General features: G+C 65.4%; 18 protein-coding genes. 11 read left to right on the top strand and 7 right to left on the bottom strand.

From position 1 onward, the window contains the following. Nucleotides 1-105 precede the first annotated feature (105 nt). Both JQ572_RS04170 and JQ572_RS04165 read left to right on the top strand, forming a co-directional pair. Complete coding sequence (locus JQ572_RS04170; RefSeq protein WP_211381687.1) at nucleotides 106-1575, top strand: YcjX family GTP-binding protein; 1470 nt, start codon at nucleotides 106-108, stop codon at nucleotides 1573-1575. Next, nucleotides 1572-2600 (top strand): YcjF family protein, encoded by a 1029-nt coding sequence (locus JQ572_RS04165; RefSeq protein WP_211381686.1) that lies wholly within the window; start codon nucleotides 1572-1574, stop codon nucleotides 2598-2600. Before JQ572_RS04170 ends, JQ572_RS04165 begins: the two co-directional genes overlap by 4 nt. A 46-nt stretch (nucleotides 2601-2646) precedes the next feature. Here the strand turns inward: JQ572_RS04165 and JQ572_RS04160 are convergent, their stop codons facing one another. Continuing rightward, entirely contained in the window at nucleotides 2647-4176 is a 1530-nt protein-coding gene (locus tag JQ572_RS04160) for a glycosyltransferase family 39 protein (protein ID WP_211382408.1), read from the bottom strand. 269 nt (nucleotides 4177-4445) lie between these two features. Here JQ572_RS04160 and JQ572_RS04155 point away from each other — a divergent pair, with 269 nt between their 5' ends. The 4 genes from JQ572_RS04155 (at nucleotide 4446) to JQ572_RS04140 (ending at nucleotide 8441) form a co-directional block, all read left to right on the top strand. Continuing rightward, nucleotides 4446-6176 (top strand): adenylate/guanylate cyclase domain-containing protein, encoded by a 1731-nt coding sequence (locus tag JQ572_RS04155; RefSeq protein ID WP_211381685.1) that lies wholly within the window; start codon nucleotides 4446-4448, stop codon nucleotides 6174-6176. Between the two features lie 332 nt (nucleotides 6177-6508). Next, nucleotides 6509-7708, top strand: coding sequence for a SorA family sulfite dehydrogenase catalytic subunit (gene sorA / locus JQ572_RS04150; protein WP_211381684.1), 1200 nt, complete (start codon nucleotides 6509-6511; stop codon nucleotides 7706-7708). Nucleotides 7709-7722: 14 nt separating this feature from the next. Continuing rightward, nucleotides 7723-8031, top strand: coding sequence for a SorB family sulfite dehydrogenase c-type cytochrome subunit (gene sorB / locus JQ572_RS04145; protein WP_211381683.1), 309 nt, complete (start codon nucleotides 7723-7725; stop codon nucleotides 8029-8031). Between the two features lie 209 nt (nucleotides 8032-8240). Next, on the top strand, nucleotides 8241-8441 hold the full coding sequence (locus JQ572_RS04140) for a cold-shock protein (protein WP_008134691.1): 201 nt from the start codon (nucleotides 8241-8243) through the stop codon (nucleotides 8439-8441). 169 nt (nucleotides 8442-8610) lie between these two features. On the opposite strand, the gene JQ572_RS04135 is transcribed toward JQ572_RS04140, so the two are convergent. Further along, nucleotides 8611-9072: an Lrp/AsnC ligand binding domain-containing protein gene (locus tag JQ572_RS04135; RefSeq protein WP_211381682.1), complete on the bottom strand. Its 462-nt coding sequence runs from the start codon at nucleotides 9070-9072 to the stop codon at nucleotides 8611-8613. Between the two features lie 114 nt (nucleotides 9073-9186). On the opposite strand from JQ572_RS04135, the gene putA reads away from it, so the two are divergent. The 3 genes from putA (at nucleotide 9187) to JQ572_RS04120 (ending at nucleotide 14304) form a co-directional block, all read left to right on the top strand. Beyond that, on the top strand, nucleotides 9187-12186 hold the full coding sequence (gene putA, locus JQ572_RS04130; protein WP_211381681.1) for a bifunctional proline dehydrogenase/L-glutamate gamma-semialdehyde dehydrogenase PutA: 3000 nt from the start codon (nucleotides 9187-9189) through the stop codon (nucleotides 12184-12186). 112 nt (nucleotides 12187-12298) lie between these two features. After that, nucleotides 12299-13504 carry a CaiB/BaiF CoA transferase family protein gene (locus JQ572_RS04125; RefSeq protein WP_211381680.1) on the top strand — a complete coding sequence of 402 codons (1206 nt, stop codon included), beginning with the start codon at nucleotides 12299-12301 and terminating at the stop codon, nucleotides 13502-13504. A gap of 152 nt (nucleotides 13505-13656) precedes the next feature. Then, nucleotides 13657-14304: a glutathione S-transferase family protein gene (locus JQ572_RS04120; RefSeq protein WP_211381679.1), complete on the top strand. Its 648-nt coding sequence runs from the start codon at nucleotides 13657-13659 to the stop codon at nucleotides 14302-14304. Between the two features lie 9 nt (nucleotides 14305-14313). Here JQ572_RS04120 and JQ572_RS04115 read toward each other — a convergent pair whose 3' ends face one another. The 3 genes from JQ572_RS04115 to JQ572_RS04105 form a co-directional block, all read right to left on the bottom strand. Then, nucleotides 14314-14478, bottom strand: coding sequence for a hypothetical protein (locus JQ572_RS04115; RefSeq protein WP_211381678.1), 165 nt, complete (start codon nucleotides 14476-14478; stop codon nucleotides 14314-14316). 80 nt (nucleotides 14479-14558) lie between these two features. Beyond that, complete coding sequence (locus tag JQ572_RS04110; protein ID WP_211381677.1) at nucleotides 14559-16109, bottom strand: hypothetical protein; 1551 nt, start codon at nucleotides 16107-16109, stop codon at nucleotides 14559-14561. 93 nt (nucleotides 16110-16202) lie between these two features. After that, a complete protein-coding gene (locus JQ572_RS04105) occupies nucleotides 16203-17171 on the bottom strand; it encodes a hypothetical protein (RefSeq protein WP_211382407.1) in 969 nt (322 codons plus the stop codon). Nucleotides 17172-17462: 291 nt separating this feature from the next. Between JQ572_RS04105 and JQ572_RS04100 the strand changes: the two genes are divergently transcribed. Further along, nucleotides 17463-17834 carry a Crp/Fnr family transcriptional regulator gene (locus JQ572_RS04100; RefSeq protein WP_211381676.1) on the top strand — a complete coding sequence of 124 codons (372 nt, stop codon included), beginning with the start codon at nucleotides 17463-17465 and terminating at the stop codon, nucleotides 17832-17834. Beyond that, nucleotides 17831-18643 carry an MBL fold metallo-hydrolase gene (locus tag JQ572_RS04095; protein ID WP_211381675.1) on the top strand — a complete coding sequence of 271 codons (813 nt, stop codon included), beginning with the start codon at nucleotides 17831-17833 and terminating at the stop codon, nucleotides 18641-18643. The genes JQ572_RS04100 and JQ572_RS04095 overlap by 4 nt, the downstream gene beginning before the upstream one ends. Nucleotides 18644-18659: 16 nt before the next feature. On the opposite strand, the gene JQ572_RS04090 is transcribed toward JQ572_RS04095, so the two are convergent. After that, entirely contained in the window at nucleotides 18660-19157 is a 498-nt protein-coding gene (locus tag JQ572_RS04090; RefSeq protein ID WP_211381674.1) for a TPM domain-containing protein, read from the bottom strand. Nucleotides 19158-19160: 3 nt separating this feature from the next. Then, nucleotides 19161-20042, bottom strand: a complete 882-nt coding sequence (locus tag JQ572_RS04085) for a TPM domain-containing protein (RefSeq protein ID WP_211381673.1) — start codon at nucleotides 20040-20042, stop codon at nucleotides 19161-19163.

The raw sequence follows: 20042 nt of genomic DNA, 5'->3' as shown, positions 1-20042 counted from the left end.
TGCCGACAAAGGCGGTGGAAGTATGAAGCTTGATTTTCTCCACGCAATTGCCACTTCTGTGAACAGTCTCACATTTTCACCCGCCCGAGATCCCCTACCGTTCATATGGCATTCAGTTTCCAGGATATGGTCGAAGAAGCGCGCCTGTCGGCGAGGGCGCTGATCGACTATGGCGAGCATTTGTTCAACCCGACGGTGCGGCTCGGGGTCACCGGCCTGTCCCGCGCCGGCAAGACGGTGTTCATCACTGCGCTGATCCATGGCCTCACCCGCGGCGGCAGGTTTCCGGTATTCGAGGCCTATTCATCCGGCCGGATCGCGCGGGCGCATCTGGCGCCGCAGCCGGACGATGCGGTGCCGCGCTTTGCCTATGAGAACCATTTGCGCGCGCTGATCGAGGAACGGCTCTGGCCGATCTCGACCGTCGATATCAGCGAGCTCCGCCTCGTCATCGACTACCAGCGCCACAACGGCGCCGACCGCACACTCACGCTCGACATCGTCGACTATCCCGGCGAATGGCTGCTCGACCTGCCGCTGCTCCAGAAGAGTTTTGAGCAATGGTCGGCTGAAAGCCTCGCACTGTCGCGCGAGGCGCCGCGCGCGCATCTGGCCACGGAATGGCACGCGCATCTCGCAACGCTCAAGCCCGAGGCGCGCGAGGACGAGCTGGCGACGCTGACGGCGGCGAAGCTCTTCAGGGGCTATCTGCAAGCCTGCCGCGACGAGCGCTTTGCGATGAGCCTGCTGCCGCCCGGCCGCTTCCTGATGCCCGGCAATCTCGCCGACACGCCGGCGCTGACCTTTGCGCCGCTCGACGTGCCCGCAGGCAGGCAGGCGCCCGAGGGATCGCTGTGGGCGATGATGGTGCGCCGCTACGAGGCCTACAAGGACGTCGTGGTGCGGCCGTTCTTCCGCGACCATTTCGCCAGGCTCGATCGTCAGATCGTGCTGGCCGATGCGCTCGCCGCGTTCAACTCCGGCCCCGAGGCGCTGCACGATCTCGAAGCCGCCCTTGCCGGCATTCTCGATTGTTTCCACATTGGCCGCAGCACCTTCCTGACCAGCCTGTTCCGGCCGCGCATCGACCGCATCCTGTTCGCGGCGACCAAGGCGGATCATCTGCACCATTCCAGTCACGACCGGCTCGAGGCCGTGCTGCGCCGCGCGGTGACCCGCGCCGTTGCGCGTGCGGAAAATACCGGCGCGGAGATCGACGTGGTGGCGCTTGCCGCCGTTCGCGCCACGCGCGAGGCGCAGGTCGCGAATGGCCGCGACAAATTGCCGTCGATCCTGGGAACGCCGGCCGCAGGCGAAAGCGCCGGGGGCGAGTTCTTTGACGGCAACACCGAGGTCGCGACCTTTCCGGGCGATCTGCCTCTGGATCCCGAGCAGCTCTTCAACGGCACGGAGTCGTTCCGCGGTCTGGCGACTGAGGCCGCCGGGAAAAGCGATTTCCGCTTCCTGCGCTTCCGTTCGCCCAAGCTCGAGCGCGAGGGCAATGAACAGCCGGCGCTGCCACACATCCGCCTCGACCGTGCCTTGCAGTTCCTGATCGGAGACAAGCTGTCATGAACGACCGATCCCAGCCGCGGCGGCCGGCGACGTTCCGGCTCGATGATCCCGGCGTCGTCGTCACCGAAGCCGACGAGACCAGCCGGCTGAGCCGCGGCACGATCCAGATCACGCCGGAGCACGATCCACTGGCGCTGCCGGTGCCGATCGCACCGGCGCTCCCGGCGCGGCGCGGCTTTCCCTGGGGCGCATTGTTCTGGTCGGGCGTCGCCGGGCTGACGTTGCTCGGCGTCGGGCTCGGAATCGTGCATCTGATCGAGGATCTGTTTGCGCGCAGCGAAAGCCTCGGTTTTGTCGGCCTGGCGTTCGCGCTCGTCACCGCGCTGGCGCTCGCGGTGGTGATCGGGCGCGAGGCGTTCGGCCTGGCGCGGCTCGCGACGATCGAGAAGCTGCATCAGCGCGCGGCCGCGGTGCTTGCCAGCGACGACCGCAAGGAGAGCCGCGTCATCGTGCAGGACCTGCTCGCGCTCGCGCACCAGAATCCGCAGCTCGCCCGCGCCCGCGCCACGCTGGAGAGCCACGCCGGCGAGATCATCGACGGCGCCGACATGATCCGCCTCGCCGAGCGCGAACTGATGTCGCCGCTGGACGCGGAGGCGCGGCGGCTGGTGTCGTCAGCCGCGCAAAAAGTCTCGATCGTCACCGCGGTTTCGCCGCGTGCGCTGATCGACGTGATGTTCGTGTTCGTGGCCTCGTTGCGGCTGATCCGCCAGCTTGCTTATCTCTATGGCGGCCGCCCCGGCGCGCTCGGCATGATCCGCCTGCTCCGCCACGTCATCGCCCATCTTGCCATCACCGGCGGCATGGCCGCGAGCGACAGCCTGGTGCAGCAGATGCTCGGCCACGGTATCGCGGCGAAGCTGTCGCAGCGGCTGGGCGAAGGCGTGCTCAACGGCCTGTTGACGGCACGGCTGGGCCTCGCCGCGATCGACGTGACGCGGCCGCTGCCGTTCGCGGCACTGCCGCCGCCGAAACTGTCGGACCTCGCGACGGATTTGTTGCGAAAGAAAGAAGACGAGGAGTAGCACGCCGCTCATACTTACCTTCCCCTGGAGGGTAAGAGACGCCGTGCTAACCGAGCGTACGCCTCTCGAATTCCCCCGCCAGCACGCGCCACAGGAACAGCGGCGAGTCCTTCGGCGGCGACAGCTCCGGGGTCCAGCCGGTGAGCTTTTCTATCACATAGTTATCCGCCAGAACGCCGCGCCAGCGGCGCTCGACCCGGCCGAGCGGCTCGCGCCTGGCGGGGATATTCTCCCACAGCGATGAGCGGTTGTCTGGCTCGCGCCCGACATAGATACCGTCGTGGCCTTTGATCCGGTCCATGCCGGGATCGCGGAAATCCTGGAAGCGGCCGCGCTCGTTGATCTCAACGACGGGCACACGGCCCCGGAACAGCCAACGCATCATGGCGTAGGTGCGATAGTCCGTGGTGGCGATCCAGGTTGCGCCGGTCTCATCGAGTGCGGCCTGTGCGCGCGCTGCAACCTGCTCGTAGCCCGCCTCGGCGCCGATCGGATCGATCTTGCCGAGGAGATTCCAGGGCGCCGCGACATAATAGAGAAACACGATGACGACGAAGGCGATGCCCGAGACGACCGCCGTTTTGAGCCAGAAGTGGCTCGACCGAATCAACCGCGCCGACCAGTTTTCGCGTGGCAGCATCACGAGGTTGACCGCAGTGGCGGCGAACCCGACCGGCCACATGAACATCGGCCAGGTGTCGCCGACCCGGAGCGTCAGCGACTTGAAGAGGAAGTAGAGGAACGGCACCAGCACTGCAGTCGACAGCAGGATCGCGGCCGGCTCGCGCGTGCGATAGCCGCGCCATGCCGTCAGCACCAGCCCTGACAGCACCACCGGCAACATGACGAAACCGACCAGGCCGAATTGCAAGCCGATGTAATCGCCGACGGTGCGGAGCGAGATGCCGTAATTGGCGGTGGCGCGTACGCCCTGGAAGCGGAACGAGGCCCAATCGTGCTGCACGTTCCAGATCAGGACGGGCGAGAACATTGCGATTGCGATCACGACCGCGAGATATGGATAGGGGCTGCGCAGCCAGCGCCAGCGCCAATCCGGCACCAGCAGGAAGGCGGCAACCGCCGGCGCGAACATGATCATTGTGAATTTCGACAGCATCGCCAGCCCGGCGAACAGGCCGGCCGCGAGCCACCAGCGTCCGTCGCCGCCCTGTGCCAGCCGCACCAGGGACCACATCATCGCCACCGCGAACGGGATCATGGCGACATCGGGCGCGACCTTGGCCATCAGCAGGCCGTAGTAAAGCGCGGCCTCCGGCATCAACACCGCGAACATGACGGCGCGCGCATCATGGGTGAGACGGCGGACGATGTCGGCGAGCAGGAGCTGCGTCACCAGCATTGCGACGATGCCACCGAGGCGAACACCGAGCGCGGTGTCACCGAAGATCGCGGTCCCAAAGCGGATGAACCACGCGATCATGGGAGGATGATCGAGGAAGCTCAGCGCCGTCTCCTTCGACCAGGTCCAGTAATAGGCTTCGTCGGTGCGCAGCTCGATCGCGCAGGCATAGACGATCCGCAGCAGCGTCATCGCGGCGATGATCGCCGCGGCCATGACGAGGAGCCGGCGCGCGGCGCCGTGGGAGGGCACGGTGATGTCAGGACCTGTCGTCACGGCCGCGCTTTTCGCCAACCTGGGAGGGGGAGTCAATGTTGGGCGGCGAATCGGCCTATTCCGCCGTCGTCCCGGACAAGCGAAGCGCCGATCCCGGACGACAATGGAGTATTTGGCGACCTACCGCGCATGTGATCGGGCCAGCTGTCCGCCGGTGGAATTAAACGCTACGCTGGCTGTTCTCCTTGGTGAACTGATACAAGCGAATCATGGCCAAAGCTCTCGCACAGATGTCCGAACTCGTCCGCGCGGCCAGCTTGCGGCAGGTGCGGCTGGTCTGCGGCGTCGTCCTGTTCGCCTATGTGGTCAGCCATCTCCTCAACCATGCGCTCGGCAACATCTCGGTCGATGCCATGGAGGTCGGGGTCTACTACCACGTCCTGTTCTGGCAGTTCCTGCCGGTCGCAATCATCTTCTATGCGGCCGCGCTCATCCATATGGGGCTCGGCGTCTACGCGCTGTATCAGCGCCGGCAGTTCCGCTGGCGGACGATCGAGCCGCTCCAGCTCGTGCTGGGGCTCAGCATCCCCGCCCTCGTCATGGCGCATGTGATCGGCGTGCGGCTCGGCCAGACGCTGTACGGACACCAGAAGCTCTATCCGCAGGAGCTCTACCTGTTCTTCGTCGCGTCGAACCGCATCTGGACCATGACGATCCTGCTGATCATCGCCTGGGTCCACGGCTGCATCGGCATTTATTTCTGGCTCCGCCTCAAGCCGTTCTTCACGCGTGCCGCGCCCTATCTGCTCGCGGCCGCGGTGCTGATCCCGACGCTGGCGCTGCTCGGCGTCTATCAGGGCGGCCGCAGCGTCGCGATCGAAGCCGACGACGGGGAATGGCGCACGCATAATCTCACCAGCCGCCAGGTCGGCACGACCGCCGAAGCCAACACGCTCGACCGCATCACCGGCGGCCTCACCATCGGCTATGTCGGCCTGCTCGGACTGGCGCTGGCCGCGCGCGGCGTGCGCGCCTGGCGCGAGCGGCGCGGCGGCATGATCGCGCTGTCCTACGGCAACGGCAAGACGGTGCGGGTCCCCAAGGGCCTCTCCGTGCTGGAAGCGAGCCTGCGCCACAATGTGCCGCATGCCAGCGTCTGCGGCGGCCGCGCCCGCTGCTCGACCTGCCGCATCCGCGTCATCGGCGATCATGGCGTCCTGCCGGAGCCGTCGCAGCGCGAGGCCTTCGTGCTCACCCGTGTCGGCACCACCGATCCGTCGATCAGGCTGGCCTGCCAGCTGCGGCCGACGTCGGACCTCTCCTTCTTCCAGCTCTTCACGGCGCATACGCTGTCGGCGAATGCGCAAGCCTCGACGCCGGCTCGGATCGGTCAGGAGCGCTATCTCGTCAGCCTGTTCGTGGACATGCGCGGCTCGACGCAGCTGGCCGAGAAGCGGCTGCCGTTCGACACCGTCTTCATCGTCAACCGCTTCCTCGGCGCGGTCTCGCAGGCCGTGATCGAGAATGGCGGCCAGCCGAACCAGTTCGTCGGCGACGGCATGCTGGCGCTGTTCGGGCTGTCAACCGATCCGCAGACCGCCTGCCGGCAGGCGCTGAAGGCCGCCGCCGGGATCGCGGCCCATGTCGACGAGCTCAACGAGCTCCTGAGCCACGATTTGCGCCAGCCGATCCGCTTCGGCATCGGCATCCACGGCGGCGAGGTGATCATCGGCGACATCGGCTATCGCGATCACATCGTCTTCACGGCGCTGGGCGATGCCGTCAACGTCGCCGCCCGCCTCCAGGACATGACCAAGACGCTGGCCTGCGAAGCCGTCGTCTCGGAGGAGGTCCGCCGCACCGCGGGCGTTGCCGACGATTCGCTGCCGCAGCAGGAGGTCGCGATCCGCGGCCGCGACGAGCCGATGGCCGTGCGCGTCGTCGCGGACGTGAGAGGGCTGACGGCGCTGGTCGACGGAAGCGAGCGGGTCGCAGCGTAAGTCAGCCACGAATGCGGTGCACTCCCTCTCCCGCAAGCAGGAGAGAGCTGGGGAGAGGGTATCTCCGCCACGGGACACTCCCCTAGCAGAGAAAACCCTCACCCGGCGCTACGCGCCGACCTCTCCCGCAAGCGGGAGAAGTGCACCAAACTCGCGGCGGGACTCGATTCGGCCAACTCGGGCCGTCGCTTCGTAACACCGGCTTGCTGCAACGCAGCGGCATGGGCCTGCTGCGAAAGCACGAATTGACTTCATCCGAGTCGTCGCGACAGATGAGCGCGTGTTCGCGGTGATGACCGCGATCCAACGAAAAGCTCCGGGAGGAGACGAGAATGTTCGATCGACGCGACCTGCTCAAAGGAGCGGGCCTTGCCGCCATGGCGGCCACATTGAATTCCACCAAGGCGCTGGCACTCGACACCGTCACGCTGCCGTTTGCCAATGGCGAGCGGCCGCTGGTGAAATATCCGCAGAAGCGGCCGATGATCGGCCTGACCAGCCGGCCGCCACAGCTCGAGACGCCGTTCGCTGTGTTCAACGACGGCCCGATCACGCCGAACAACGCGTTCTTCGTCCGCTACCATCTCTCCGACCTGCCCTACAATCTCGACCCCGACAAGTTCACGCTTGAGGTCAAGGGCAAGGTCGACAAGCCGCTCAAGCTGTCGCTGAAGGATATCAGGAAGATGAAGGCGACCGAGATCGTCGCCGTCAACCAGTGCTCCGGCAACAGCCGCGGCCTCTTTGAGCCGCGCGTCGCCGGCGGCCAGCTCGCCAACGGCGCGATGGGCAATGCGCGCTGGCGCGGCGTGCCGCTCAAGGCCGTGCTGGAGATGGCGGGCGTGCAAAGCGGCGCCCAGCAAGTCACCTTCAACGGCATGGACGGCCCGGCCAGCGACAAGACGCCCGACTTCGTCAAGGCGCTCGACCTCGATCACGCCACCGACGGCGAAGTGATGCTGGCGTATGGCATGAACGGCGAGGACCTGCCGTTCCTGAACGGCTTTCCGCTGCGCCTGATCGTGCCGGGCTATTACGGCACCTACTGGGTCAAGCACCTCAGCGAGATCACCGTCGTCGACAATGTCTTTGACGGCTTCTGGATGAAGTCGGCCTATCGCATTCCCGATACCCCGAACAATGCGATCGAGCCGGGCACGACGCCGAAGGCGACGATCCCGATCAACCGCTTCACCATCCGCTCCTTCATCACCAGCGTGCCCGACGGCGCCAAGCTGAAGGCGGGGCGCACCACGCTGCGCGGCATCGCCTTCGACGGCGGCAAGGGCATCAAGGAGGTCCAGGTCTCCACCGACGGCGGCAAGACCTGGACCAGCGCCAGGCTCGGCAAGGATCTCGGCAAATACTCATTCCGTGAATGGAAGCTGGCGGTGAAGCTCGCCGCCGGCTCCTATGATCTCAAGGTCCGTGCCACCGGCAATGGCGGCGAGACCCAGCCGGACACGCCACGCTGGAACCCGGCGGGTTATCTGCGCAACGTCGTCGAAAACGTCCGCGTCAGCGTGGCCTGAAGGGAGAATGAATCATGCAGCGCACCGTTCTCCTCGCCATCTCACTCGCCCTCGGGGCCGGCATCGGCGCCGTGACCGCGGCGCCCGTCAACTACCAGCTCCCGAACGAGGTCGCCGCCTTCAAGCCCGGCCCCAACCTCGAGATCGTGCAGGGCAATTGCAGCGCCTGCCATTCGGCCGACTACATCAACACGCAGCCGCCGATGAAGGACAAGAAAGCTTTTTGGCAGGCCGAGGTGACCAAGATGATCAAGGTCTACGGCGCGCCGATCGACGATGCCGATGTCGGCAAGATCGTCGATTATCTAGCCGCGACTTATTGACAGACAGCGGGACGCGTGCGGGCCGACTGACCTCGAAACGGGCAAAACCGGGTAAAAACGCCGCGAAGTTGAGCGGAATTCCGCGAAATGCCGATGTGGTTTGATCTATGAAGCCCGCCACATTCCGCGTATCTTATTAGGACCGAACCGGCCGGTTGGCGGGGACTGGCGGTTCGAGATCTCGGAGGAAGACCCGCGGAGAAGACGTGATGGCTAAAGGTACGGTCAAGTGGTTCAACCCGACGAAGGGTTATGGATTTATCCAGCCTGCGTCGGGCGGCAAGGATGTGTTCGTGCATATCTCGGCAGTGCAGAAGGCCGGCCTGTCCTCGCTCAACGAAGGACAGACGGTGGAATACGAAGAGATCGCAAACCGGGGCAAGACCTCCGCAGAGAACCTCAAAGTATAAGCCCGCCAGCCTTTGCTGCCTCCCGGATCTGTCCGGGAGTGGGCCAAAAAAATTTTAGAAGACGGTCAGTGCATTCGACGACAGGCGTTGCGATTGCACACGGAGAGCTGTTTTTCTGCAAGGACCGCCCATCCAGCGCCTCGGCAATGACAATCGCGACGGCATTTCGTCAGTCTACCGGCAACGGTGCGTCGCGCTTGATCTCTTCCATCACCGCATAGGTTCGCGTCTCGCGCACGCCCGGCATCGACAGCAGGGTCTCGCCGAGGAAACGCCGATACGCGGTCATGTCGGCCAGTCGCGCCTTCACAAGATAGTCGAAGCCGCCGGCAACCATGTGACACTCCAGCACTTCAGGCGCGAGCTTCACCGCACGCGCAAAACGCTCGAAATTGTCGGGCGTGGTCTTGTCGAGCAGCACCTCGACGAACACCAGCAGCCCGAGGCCGAGCCGGTGCGGATTGAGCCGCGCGCCGTAGCCTTCGACAAACCCCTCGCGCTGCAATCGCTTCAGCCGCTCGCCGATCGAGGTCGGGGACAGGCCGATGCGCTCGGCGAGCTCGACATTGGCGATTCGCCCATCCTGCTGCAAAATCGAGAGGATTCTCCGGTCCGTTCGATCGAGTTCCATACTTTATCCGGTCAAAACATTGGTAGCCTTCATTTTCTAAGGCAAATCGACTAATTTGTCTATCGAACTACGGTAACGCCGGCTTTATCCTGGATTTCAGCCACAGGACACGCCATGCCGAACATCCAGCCTCCGTTTTCCGCTCCATACGCGCCCGATGATGCCGAGATCGCCGCACGCCTCTTGCCGGGGTCGCATCTCAGCCCGCCGCAGGAGGCGCGGATCGACCGCTCCGCGACGCGGCTGATCGAGGCGATCCGCAAGCGCGACGACCGGTTCGGCGGGGTCGAGGACATGCTGCGGGAATTCGCGCTCTCGACCAAGGAGGGGCTCGCCCTGATGGTGCTGGCCGAGGCACTGCTTCGCGTGCCGGACGCGCGCACCGCCGACCAGTTCATCGAGGACAAGCTCGGCGAGGGCGACTTCATCCACCACGAGACCAGGTCGACGGCCTTCCTGGTCAACGCCTCGGCATGGGCACTGGGCCTGTCGGCGCGGGTGATTCAGCCCGGCGAGACGCCCGACGGCACCATCGGCCGTCTGGTGAAGCGGCTCGGCGCGCCGGCGGTGCGCACCGCGACGCGTCAGGCGATGCGGCTGATGGGCAATCATTTCGTGCTGGGTGAGACCATCGAGCAGGCGCTGGAGCGAGGTAGGCCGCGATCCGGCCAGAAGACGCGCTACTCCTTCGACATGCTCGGCGAAGGCGCGCGCACGGCGGCGGACGCAACGCGCTATTTCGATGCCTATGCGAGCGCGATCGAGACGATCGGCAAGGCGGCGGGCAGCCATCCCCTGCCCGACCGGCCCGGCATATCCGTAAAACTCTCGGCGCTGCATCCGCGCTTCGAGGCAATCACCCACGCGCGCGTGATGGCCGAGCTGGTGCCGCAGCTGCTCGATCTGGCGCAGCGCGCCAAGGCCCATGATCTGAACTTCACCGTCGATGCCGAGGAAGCCGACAGACTAGAGCTGTCGCTCGACGTGATCGCGGCGACGCTCGCCGATCCTTCGCTTGCCGGCTGGGACGGATTTGGCCTCGCCATCCAGGCCTATCAGAAGCGCGCAAGCGCGGTGATCGACTATGTCGATGCGCTCGCCCGCGCGCACGATCGCAAGCTGATGGTGCGGCTGGTCAAGGGCGCCTATTGGGACACCGAGATCAAGCGCGCGCAGGAGCGCGGGCTCGACGGCTATCCCGTGTTCACGCGCAAGGCGATGACGGATCTGAACTATGTTGCCTGTGCCGCGAAGCTGCTTTCCTTGCGGCCACGCATCTTCCCGCAATTCGCGACCCACAACGCGCTGACGGTCGCGACCGTGCTGGAGCTTGCCGGCAACAACGGCGGCTTCGAATTCCAGCGCCTGCACGGCATGGGCGAAGCGCTCTACGAGCAGCTCTCCAAGGATCACCCCGACATCGCCTACCGCACCTACGCGCCCGTGGGCAGCCATCGCGACCTGCTCGCCTATCTGGTGCGCCGGCTTTTGGAGAATGGCGCCAATTCATCTTTCGTGGCGCAGGCCGCCGATTATCGCGTGCCTGTCCCGGCGTTGTTGCAGCGTCCGGCGGATGCCATTGTCCGGCCGCAAGCGGCGGCCCATCCCAGGATTCCGCTCCCTGGCGACCTGTTCGCACCGGAGCGGCGGAATTCACGGGGCGTCGAGTTCGGCGCGCGCGCCGCACTCGACCAACTGCTTGCTGACATCAAGGCCGAGACGGCCGACCTCGCGCCGATCGGCGATGCAACCGCGGATCGGGCCGACGCCGCAGTGGCCGCAGCGCGCGCGGGCTTTGCCAGCTGGAGCCGGACGCCCGCCGGAACACGTGCGGCGGCCCTGGAGCAGGCCGCGTATCTGCTGGAGAGCCGCAGCGCTCGTTTCATCGCGCTGCTGCAGCGCGAGGGCGGCAAGACGCTCGACGATGCGCTGTCGGAGCTGCGCGAGGCCGCCGACTTCTGCCGCTACTATGCCGCGCAGGGCCGTAAACTGTTCGGCAGCGAGACGGCGATGCCCGGCCCGACCGGCGAGAGCAACGTGCTCACCATGCGCGGCCGCGGCGTCTTCGTCGCGATCTCGCCGTGGAATTTTCCGCTGGCGATCTTTCTCGGCCAGGTCACGGCGGCGTTGATGGCCGGCAACAGCGTGGTGGCAAAACCCGCCGAGCAGACGCCGCGCATCGCGCTTGAGGCGGTAGCCCTGCTGCACGCGGCCGGCATCCCCGCTGGCGCGCTGCATCTCGTCACCGGCGACGGCCGCATTGGCAGCGTGCTGACCGCGCATCCCGATATCGCCGGAATCGTCTTCACCGGCTCGACCGAGGTCGCCCGCCTGATCAACCGCACGCTGGCCGCCAAGGATGGGCCGATCGTGCCGCTGATCGCGGAGACCGGCGGCATCAACGCCATGATCGCGGATGCCACCGCGCTGCCCGAGCAGGTCGCCGACGACGTCGTGACCTCCGCCTTCCGTTCCGCCGGCCAGCGCTGCTCGGCGCTGCGGCTACTGTTCGTGCAGGAGGACGTCGCCGACCGCATGATCGAGATGATCGCTGGCGCGGCGCGCGAGTTGAAGCTCGGCGATCCCTCTGACGTCGCAACCCATATCGGCCCGGTGATCGACGCCGAGGCCAAGCAGAGGCTGGATGCGCACATCGCGCGCATGAAGACCGCGGCGCGGCTGCACTTCGCAGGCGCGGCGCCAGAGGGCTGCTTCGTCGCGCCGCACATCTTCGAGCTCAAGGACGCAGGCCAGCTGACGGAAGAGGTGTTCGGCCCGATCCTCCACGTCGTGCGCTACCGCGCCGAGAACCTCGAACGCGTCTTGCAAGCCATCGCCCGCAGCGGCTACGGCCTCACGCTCGGCATCCATTCGCGCATCGACGACACCATCGAGGCCATCATCGACCGCGTCCAGATCGGCAACATCTACGTCAACCGCAACATGATCGGTGCCGTGGTCGGCGTCCAGCCGTTCGGCGGCAACGGCCTCTCCGGAACCGGCCCCAAGGCAGGCGGCCCACATTACCTCGCGCGCTTTGCGACCGAGCAGACGGTAACCATCAACACCGCCGCGGCCGGCGGCAATGCTGCCCTGCTCGCAGGCGAGGCGTGAGGCAAGCAAGGAGCGTTGCATCCCGCCGAAACATCGGTCTAATGCTGCCGATGGCCTGCCCGCACCAATTCCAGCGCGCGGGAAACGACAAGAGCGAGGGAGCAACGCCGCGATGGAAAAAGGCATTTTTGCAGGCCTGAAGGTTCTGGATTGCGCGAGCTTCATCGCAGCGCCCGCGGCCGCGACCGTGCTGTCGGATTTCGGCGCCGATGTCGTCAAGATCGAGCCGCCCGGCGCCGGCGACCCGTACCGCAATCTACCCAACATTCCGGGCTATCCGAGCAGTGAGCACAATTTCGCCTGGCTGCTTGAAGCCCGCAACAAGAAGAGCATCGCGCTCGACCTCGCAAAGCCGGAGGCGCAGGCCGTGCTCTACAAGCTGGTGGAAGAGGCCGACGTCTTCATCACCAACATGCCGCCGCCGGTGCGCGCCAAGCTCGGCATCACCTATGACCACCTCGCCCATCTCAACGACCGGCTGATCTACGCCTCTTTCACCGGCTATGGCGAGAAGGGCGAAGAGGCCAACAAGCCCGGCTTCGACAGCAATGCCTATTGGGCGCGTTCGGGGCTGATGGACCTCGTCCGCGCCGACACCGACACCACGCCGGCCCGCTCCGTCGCCGGCATGGGCGACCATCCCTGCGCCATGGCGTTCTACGGCGCCATCGTCACCGCGCTGTATCAGCGCGAGAAGACCGGCAAGGGCTCGCATGTCGCCTCCAATCTGATGGCGAACGGCGTGTGGGCGGCGAGCGTGCTGGCGCAGGCCAAGCTCTGCGGCGCCAAATTCGCCGAGCGACGGCCGCGCGAGCGCGCGCTGAACGCTGTCGCCAACCACTATCAGTGCAAGGACGGCCGCTGGCTTATCCTGTCGCTGCTCAGCGAGGAGAAGCAGTTTCCGACGCTGGCCAAATGCTTGGGCCGCGAAGATCTAATCACCGATCCGCGTTTCGCCACCAAGCCTGACCGCCACGCCCGCTCTGTCGAGCTGATCAAGATCTTCGACGAGACCTTCGCCACAAAGGATCTCGCCGAATGGCGCAGGATCCTCGACGGCAACGGTCTGGTGTTCGGCATCGTCGGCATTCTGGACGACATCCCCAACGACAAGCAGATGCTCGACAACGAGGTGCTGGTGCCGTTCGAGAACGACACCATGCTCACGATCTCCAGTCCGATCTGGATCGACGGCGCCAGGAAGGTGCAACCGCGCAAGCCGCCCGGCGTCGGCGAGCACAGTGACGAGATTTTGCGTGGCGCGGGATACGACGAGGCCGCGATCAAGCAGCTGCGGGGCTCGGGGGCGGTGGGGTAAGCTCGCCCCACAAACACGGTCATTGCGAGCGCAGCGAAGCAATCCAGAATCCCACCGCGGATGCATTGCTGGATTGCTTCGCTGCGCTCGCAATGACGGCGTTAAAACATCTCGGTATAACAATCGGCAGAGCCCCGACGTCGCGAGGTCCCATGCCGAGCTACCGCCTGCACTACTTCCCCGAATCCGGCAACAGCTACAAGCTGGCGTTGATGCTGACGCTTTGCGGCGAGACGTTCGAGCCGGTCTGGACCGATTTTGGCGGCGGCGTCACGCGCACCGCGGAGTGGCGCAAGGCCGTCAACGAGATGGGCGAGATTCCCGTGCTCGAGGTTGACGGCGTGAAGATGACGCAGACCGCACCGCTCCTGCTGAAGCTTGCCGAGCAGTATGGCCGCTTCGGCGCCGAGACGGCGGAGGAACAGTTCGAGCTGCTGCGCTGGCTGTTCTGGGACAACCACAAGCTCACCGGTTACATGGCGACCTACCGCTTCATGCGGGCCTTCACCGAGAAAAACGATCCGCAGGTGCTGAAGCACTTTCACCGCCGGCTCGAGGACTTCCTCGGCATCCTCGACGGTCATCTCCAGCACAATGCCTTCGCGATCGGCACCAGGCCGACGGTCGCCGATATCTCGATGATGGCCTATCTGCACTATCCGAGCGACGAGCACGGCTTCGATTTCAGGGCGAGCCATCCCGCCATCCACGCCTGGCTCGGCCGTATGGCGGCACTGCCCGGCTGGAAGCCGGCCTATGAGCTGCTGCCCGGCAAGCGGATGACGAATTACGCGAATTGAGGGCGCCGGCTACTTCAGCGCCAGCCAGCCGAGCGTGAACAGGATGCCGCCGACGATGACCACCATCGCAATGGCCCAGGTGCTGACTCGGACGCTGCCGCTGACCTGCTTGGCTTCCTCATTGCGCGCAATCTCGCGATTGCGCTCCTTGTTGGCGTCGCTGCTATCCGTCATGGGTCATCCAAATCGCTTGCTGGCTTTATCTTGCGCGTGATCTCTTCGAAAAACCGCTACACACTTTTCCGGATCGCGCGCTAACGCGTCTTGATGAAGCACATGCCGATGCGGCTCGAGGCCGCCGCAGCCTGACAGGTCAAGCCTTTAGCACAGCTCCATGACGTAAAACTCCTGTCGGGCGTTCCCGATCCCCCCTTTTCCAGGGAACAATGCGCGCCCCAGCCGTCCTGATATTCGGTGCCGGCCAGTTCGTTGCTGCCGCGCGTCTGCGGCCGGCTGGCAAATCCGCGTGAGAAATCAGGGCGCTTGCCCGCGGCGAACGCTATCAGGATGTCGCGGCGGCGGACCTGATCGCCGAAGAAATGCGGCGAGGCCGGCACGATATTGGAGTTCGACGGCTTGTCGGCGAGCCAATCGACGCCGGGGAAATGGAAGCCGCCGATGCCGCGGGTCTGATGGCATCCGGCGCAGGTGACGTCGTTGAGGCGGCGCCGGAAGCCCGCGACCGAGCGGATGTTCTGCATGTCGATGCCGCGCGCGGCCGCCTGCTTCAGCGCGCCGACCACGTCATTGTCGGCGAAGACAGGCTCGCCTTGCCCCTCCCCGTTGCCCTCCCCCTGCATCATCCCGAACTCCGGCTGCAACGGAGAAGCATCGAGGCCGGCTGGCGTCGGCACGATCGCAGACCTGGCCAGGAATTTCTCCGGAATCAGCACCGTGCCGCGATCGAACTCGCGAAGACGATCGGGCGCGAGCAGCCAATCCCTGAAGTCGCGCCGGAGCGCGTCGTCGGCGAGGATGCGGTCACGGTCGATCTGGTTCTCCAGCGTCGATTCCTCGAAAGTCTTCGTGGCGGCGTCGTATTTGAACACCTTGAGCAGATAGTCCGAGCGGAAATCGTGCAGCGCCGATTTTGCGGCGACCGAGAGCTGGATGTTGGTCTCGATGCGATCGAGCATCGCATCGTGAGGAGCGAAGCGGGCTCCGATCAGCCCCTGCCAGTCGCCATTGTCGAGCCAGCGCCGCGCGATCTCGGCGCAGGGGATCGGCTTGCCGTTCCCGTCCGTCTGTCGCGCATCGCGCGCCTTCATCACCAGATTGAGCGTCATCGGCAGCCGCGTTGCGGTCTTGCCGCCGTCCGGCCCGGTGTCGAAACGCGCCAGACGGTAGATCAGACGGATCTCGCCGCAGGTCTCTTCCGCAACATAAGCGCGGTCCATGCGGTTGACGATTCCGGCCAGCACGAAACGCGTCTCGCGGGATTTCAGATTGGCCCGGTCGAACAGCTGCACGTCAAAGCCTTCGCCGACACCGACGGTCTCGGTCGGATAGGCCGCTTTCAGCCGGGCGACGTAGCGGTCGAACTCCGCGTCGATCGCGGGCGGAATTTGCTTGAGCTGGGGCAGCCGCGAGAACAGCAGATCGGTCGTCAACGGAACGTCCGCGTTCCGCTCCGGCCCCAACAGGCGCGAGATCGTGAGCGCATCGTGCTGGTCGAACTCGCGCAGCAGATCGGGATCGGTGATCGCCGTGCCGCGCGTCAGCGGCGCTATCTCCGCCGCGAAAAGCGGAACGGCGCCGCCAATAAAGACGGCGGCGGCAACGAGAATTCGCAGCGCGCGGCTCATGCCTTCAATAACACCGCGCCGAGACGGCTATTCAAGCAAAAAGGCGCTTCACATGGTGGTGAAGCGCCTCTTCGGACGCCGGATATCAGCCGCTCAGCGCGCGACGATCAGGCCCTTGCTGGTGACGACCACCCAACGGCCGTCCTGGCGGCGGATCGCATCGACACGGCCAATGCCGGGGATCGGATCGCCGGCGTAGACTTCGTAGAGGCCTCCGCGGCCCTCGATCAGCGCACCGCCATTGGCGACGTCGCGCAGCACCCAGCCCTCGATCGTCGGCAGCCGGCCGACCTCGGTCTTGGGTGCGGCGGGCACCGGGGCCGGCGCAGCCGCGGCGGTCGCAACCTGGGTCGGTGCGATCGAGCCGGTGGTTTCCTTCGCAGGCGTGGCGCGGAGCTTGTCGACGGTCTCGGACAGCTTTGCGATCCTCGCCATCGGCTCGGCCTGCGCCTTCTCGAGCTTGTCGAGGCGGTCGTTGGTCCGGTTGAACTGGCCAAGGCCGGTCCTGGAGGTGTGCTCGACATTCGCCTTCAGCGCGACGACATCGGCGTCGATCCGGGCGACGGAAGCATCCAGCGCGCTGGTGTCGGCGACCTGAGTCGGGGCGGGGCTGGCGAAGTGCATCATGCCGGCGGTCGCGAGCGCGCCGCTGATCGCGCCGACGCTCGCCGCGATCGCCACGACCGCTGCCATCGCCGACAGACGGCGCTTGCCGCCGGTCTCGCGCGGCTCGTCCGCCTTCACATGCGGAGCAAATTCTTCACGCTCCCAGGAGCGCTCCGACGGGGCCATGACGATGAGCTTGCCGGGCTTCGGCTCGGACTTGGACTCAGGCTTGGACTGAGCCTTGGGCTCAACCGCGAGCTGGGCACTGAATTTCGGCACCTCGATGCGGGGCGGCTGAACAGCGGGGGCATCCGCCTTGACCGGATCGGGCTTGGGCGGCGCCTCGTGGTCGGGGGCGATCGAGGGGGCCTCGATGCCGGCGGCGGCTTCGACGGCCTGCGGCGCGGTCGCAGCGACTTCAACGACGCCTGTATCCTGGGCAGCCTGCTCGGCCATTGGTTCGCTCACGGCTCAAATACTCCAGTCTGGGTTGACCTTTTGGTAACTTTCATTGCTTGCGAAATCCTTACCTGTGGACCCGCTTACCGAAATTTTAGGAACTCATCCGGGGCCGAATTTGGCCGGGAAAATGGAACCGGTGTGGCACCGTGCAACAGATTGTCAGCCGATGCTGCCCTGCGGGAGGCCGCCATCACCCAAGGGCGTTGCTTGCCTGAAGCAATTCCCCGGCTAACATGGCTTACCGTCCCGACAGGCAGAAAGCCCGGGGGTGCCAGGAGAGGCACGATGACGATCGAGAAGTGCATCAACACGTTTGATGTCGATGACGTCATCTTCGAGGAGGGCTCGACCGGCCGCGAGTTGTTCGTCGTGCTCGATGGCGAGGTCGAGATCGCCAAGATGAACGACGTCGGCAAGACCAGCATCATCAAGCTTGGCAAAGGCGAGTTCTTCGGCGAGATGGCCGTCATCGACGGCTCGGCGCGCTCGGCGACTGCGATCTCATCTGCGCCGAACACCAGGGTGATGAGGATCAACCACGCCCGCTTCGTCTATCTCGTCAGCCAGCAGCCGGCGTTCGCACTGATGGTGATGGACGCGCTCGCAAAGCGCCTGCGCGCCTCCAACGCGGTCACCTACAGGGCTACACAGCCATGAGCGACCGCAAGCCGACGGCCTTCCCGGTCCTGATGAAGAACGACACCTGCTCGCTGATCCAGGCGACCGATGACGTCTTTCAGATCCGCTTCTCCAACCGCGCGGCGAACGCCTATCTCGTGCGCGGCTCGGCGCGGACGATCCTGATCGACGTCGGCCTGTCGTCGAACTTTCCGGCGATGGTGGAATGCCTGAACTTTGCCGAATGCCCGCCCGAGAAGATCGACATGGTGGTGCTGAGCCACGAGCATCTCGACCATATCGGCGCCGCCTGGCATTTCAACGAACGCCGCACCTATGTCGCAGCCCATCGCCTGGCCGCCAACAAGATCATGCTGCGCGACGATTTCTCGATGCTGCGAAAGATGTTCAACGAGCCGAACATGCCGATCAACGTCGACATCTGGCTCGAGGAAGGCAATCTGATCGACCTCGGAAACTTCCGCCTCAATGTGATGTACACGCCGGGCCACACCTCGGCCTGCATCACGCTGTTCGACCAGGACAAGGGATTGTTGTTCGCCGCCGACACGTTGATGCCCGGCGGCGTGATGGGCGGCGTGTTCGGCTCCGGCAGCATCGCCGACTACATCCAGTCGCTGGAGCGGTTGAAAGGGCTGAACGCGAAGCTCCTGCTGTCAGGCCACGGGCGGCTGTCGGACACGCCGCAGGAGGACGTGCGCATCGCCATCGCGCGGTCGCACGGCCTCTTGGAAGACACAGCACAATTGTTCGACGCGCTTGATGCGCGCTCGAATTTCGAGCCGATCATGCAGTCGGTGCGGGACCTGAACAAGCTGGACGATTGAAACCGTCGTCCCGGCGTCAGAGAACCACAGGCGCATCCGGCAGCTCGTTCGGGTGAGACTCCTGCGGCGGGAAATACCGCGCCAATTCACGTGACACCGCCGCGATGCCACCCAGCACGCCGCGCTCGAACTGGCCGGACCTGAACTCGGCCTCCATCGCGCGGCAGATCGTCTCCCAGCCCTCGGCACTCACCTTCGCGTCGATGCCGCGATCGGCGATGATCTCGACGTCGCGGTCGGCGAGCAGGAGATAGATCAGGACGCCGTTGTTGTGGGCGGTGTCCCAGATGCGCAGATGCGAGAACACGTCGAGCGCCCGCTCGCGGGCCGGCTGGTTGCGGAACAGCGGACCGCCGTCGAGCGCGCCTTCGACGACGAAGCGGATCTGGCCGGAATGCGTGGTCTCGCTTTGCCGGATTGCCTGCTCTATGCGGCCCAGCACGTTTGGCGGAAACACCCGCTTGGCGCGCCAATGGTGATGAAGCAGATGCCTGCCGATTCGCCCGATGCCCATGACCTACCAGCTCCCCGAGGCGCCGCCGCCGCCGAAACTGCCGCCACCGCCGCTGAATCCGCCGCTCGACGACGATCCGCTGCTCCAGCCACCTCCCGAGGACCCGCTCTGCCACGAGCCTCGACGCGACGCTCCCGTGCCTGGTCCCATCGCCGAGAACAGGTCGGCGATGAATCCGATGATGAAGCCGAGGGCTCCGAGAGCGATGGCGAGCGCGAAGGAACCTAGAATGAGCCAGGTCAATGCTGCGACGATGCCCCCGGTCGCCAATGATCCGAGCAGCCGCCCCAGCATGGCCCGGAAGAATCCTCCGACGCCGATCGAGGCGAACAGCGTCACGATGAAGAGCGGCGCGATATCGTCCAGATTGCCGAAATTCACGCTGGGCGAGGGAACCGGCAGCGGCTCGCCGTCGATGACGCGGATCATCCGATCGACGCCATCCGAGATGCCGCCACTGAAATCGCCCGTTCTGAACTTCGGCGTGACGATCTCGTCGATGATGCGCCGCGAGGTGACGTCGGTGAGCGCGCCTTCGAGGCCGTAGCCGACCTCGATGCGAAGGTGCCGGTCGTTCTTGGCCACGACGAGGATCGCGCCGTCATCGACCTTCTTGCGTCCGATCTTCCAGGTCTCCGCAACGCGGATCGAGAACTGCTCGATCGTCTCCGGCTGTGTCGTCGGCACGATCAGGACGGCGAGCTGGCTGCCCTTGCGCGTCTCGAAGTCCTGCAGCTTTTGTGACAGCGCGGCGATGTCGCCGCTGGAGAGCGTGCCGGTCTGATCGACCACACGCCCGGTGAGCTGCGGCACCGCGACGTCGGCGGCCGCTGCGGACGCCCATATCAGGACGATCGCAATCAGGAAGCCTTTGATGGAGCGCAT

Origin of the sequence: Bradyrhizobium sp. SZCCT0153 (assembly GCF_018129995.1) — a bacterium.
Lineage (GTDB): Bacteria > Pseudomonadota > Alphaproteobacteria > Rhizobiales > Xanthobacteraceae > Bradyrhizobium > Bradyrhizobium japonicum_G.
The sequence above is the reverse complement of the archived record's forward strand: the minus strand, read 5'-3'. Positions and strand labels throughout refer to the sequence as shown.

Coding starts and splice junctions, on each gene's coding strand:
- JQ572_RS04170 (WP_211381687.1), top strand. CDS start 106: ATGGCATTCAGTTTCCAGGATATGGTCGAAGAAGCGCGCCTGTCGGCG.
- JQ572_RS04165 (WP_211381686.1), top strand. CDS start 1,572: ATGAACGACCGATCCCAGCCGCGGCGGCCGGCGACGTTCCGGCTCGAT.
- JQ572_RS04160 (WP_211382408.1), bottom strand. CDS start 4,176: ATGGCCGCGGCGATCATCGCCGCGATGACGCTGCTGCGGATCGTCTAT.
- JQ572_RS04155 (WP_211381685.1), top strand. CDS start 4,446: ATGGCCAAAGCTCTCGCACAGATGTCCGAACTCGTCCGCGCGGCCAGC.
- sorA (WP_211381684.1), top strand. CDS start 6,509: ATGTTCGATCGACGCGACCTGCTCAAAGGAGCGGGCCTTGCCGCCATG.
- sorB (WP_211381683.1), top strand. CDS start 7,723: ATGCAGCGCACCGTTCTCCTCGCCATCTCACTCGCCCTCGGGGCCGGC.
- JQ572_RS04140 (WP_008134691.1), top strand. CDS start 8,241: ATGGCTAAAGGTACGGTCAAGTGGTTCAACCCGACGAAGGGTTATGGA.
- JQ572_RS04135 (WP_211381682.1), bottom strand. CDS start 9,072: ATGGAACTCGATCGAACGGACCGGAGAATCCTCTCGATTTTGCAGCAG.
- putA (WP_211381681.1), top strand. CDS start 9,187: ATGCCGAACATCCAGCCTCCGTTTTCCGCTCCATACGCGCCCGATGAT.
- JQ572_RS04125 (WP_211381680.1), top strand. CDS start 12,299: ATGGAAAAAGGCATTTTTGCAGGCCTGAAGGTTCTGGATTGCGCGAGC.
- JQ572_RS04120 (WP_211381679.1), top strand. CDS start 13,657: ATGCCGAGCTACCGCCTGCACTACTTCCCCGAATCCGGCAACAGCTAC.
- JQ572_RS04115 (WP_211381678.1), bottom strand. CDS start 14,478: ATGACGGATAGCAGCGACGCCAACAAGGAGCGCAATCGCGAGATTGCG.
- JQ572_RS04110 (WP_211381677.1), bottom strand. CDS start 16,109: ATGAGCCGCGCGCTGCGAATTCTCGTTGCCGCCGCCGTCTTTATTGGC.
- JQ572_RS04105 (WP_211382407.1), bottom strand. CDS start 17,171: ATGGCCGAGCAGGCTGCCCAGGATACAGGCGTCGTTGAAGTCGCTGCG.
- JQ572_RS04100 (WP_211381676.1), top strand. CDS start 17,463: ATGACGATCGAGAAGTGCATCAACACGTTTGATGTCGATGACGTCATC.
- JQ572_RS04095 (WP_211381675.1), top strand. CDS start 17,831: ATGAGCGACCGCAAGCCGACGGCCTTCCCGGTCCTGATGAAGAACGAC.
- JQ572_RS04090 (WP_211381674.1), bottom strand. CDS start 19,157: ATGGGCATCGGGCGAATCGGCAGGCATCTGCTTCATCACCATTGGCGC.
- JQ572_RS04085 (WP_211381673.1), bottom strand. CDS start 20,042: ATGCGCTCCATCAAAGGCTTCCTGATTGCGATCGTCCTGATATGGGCG.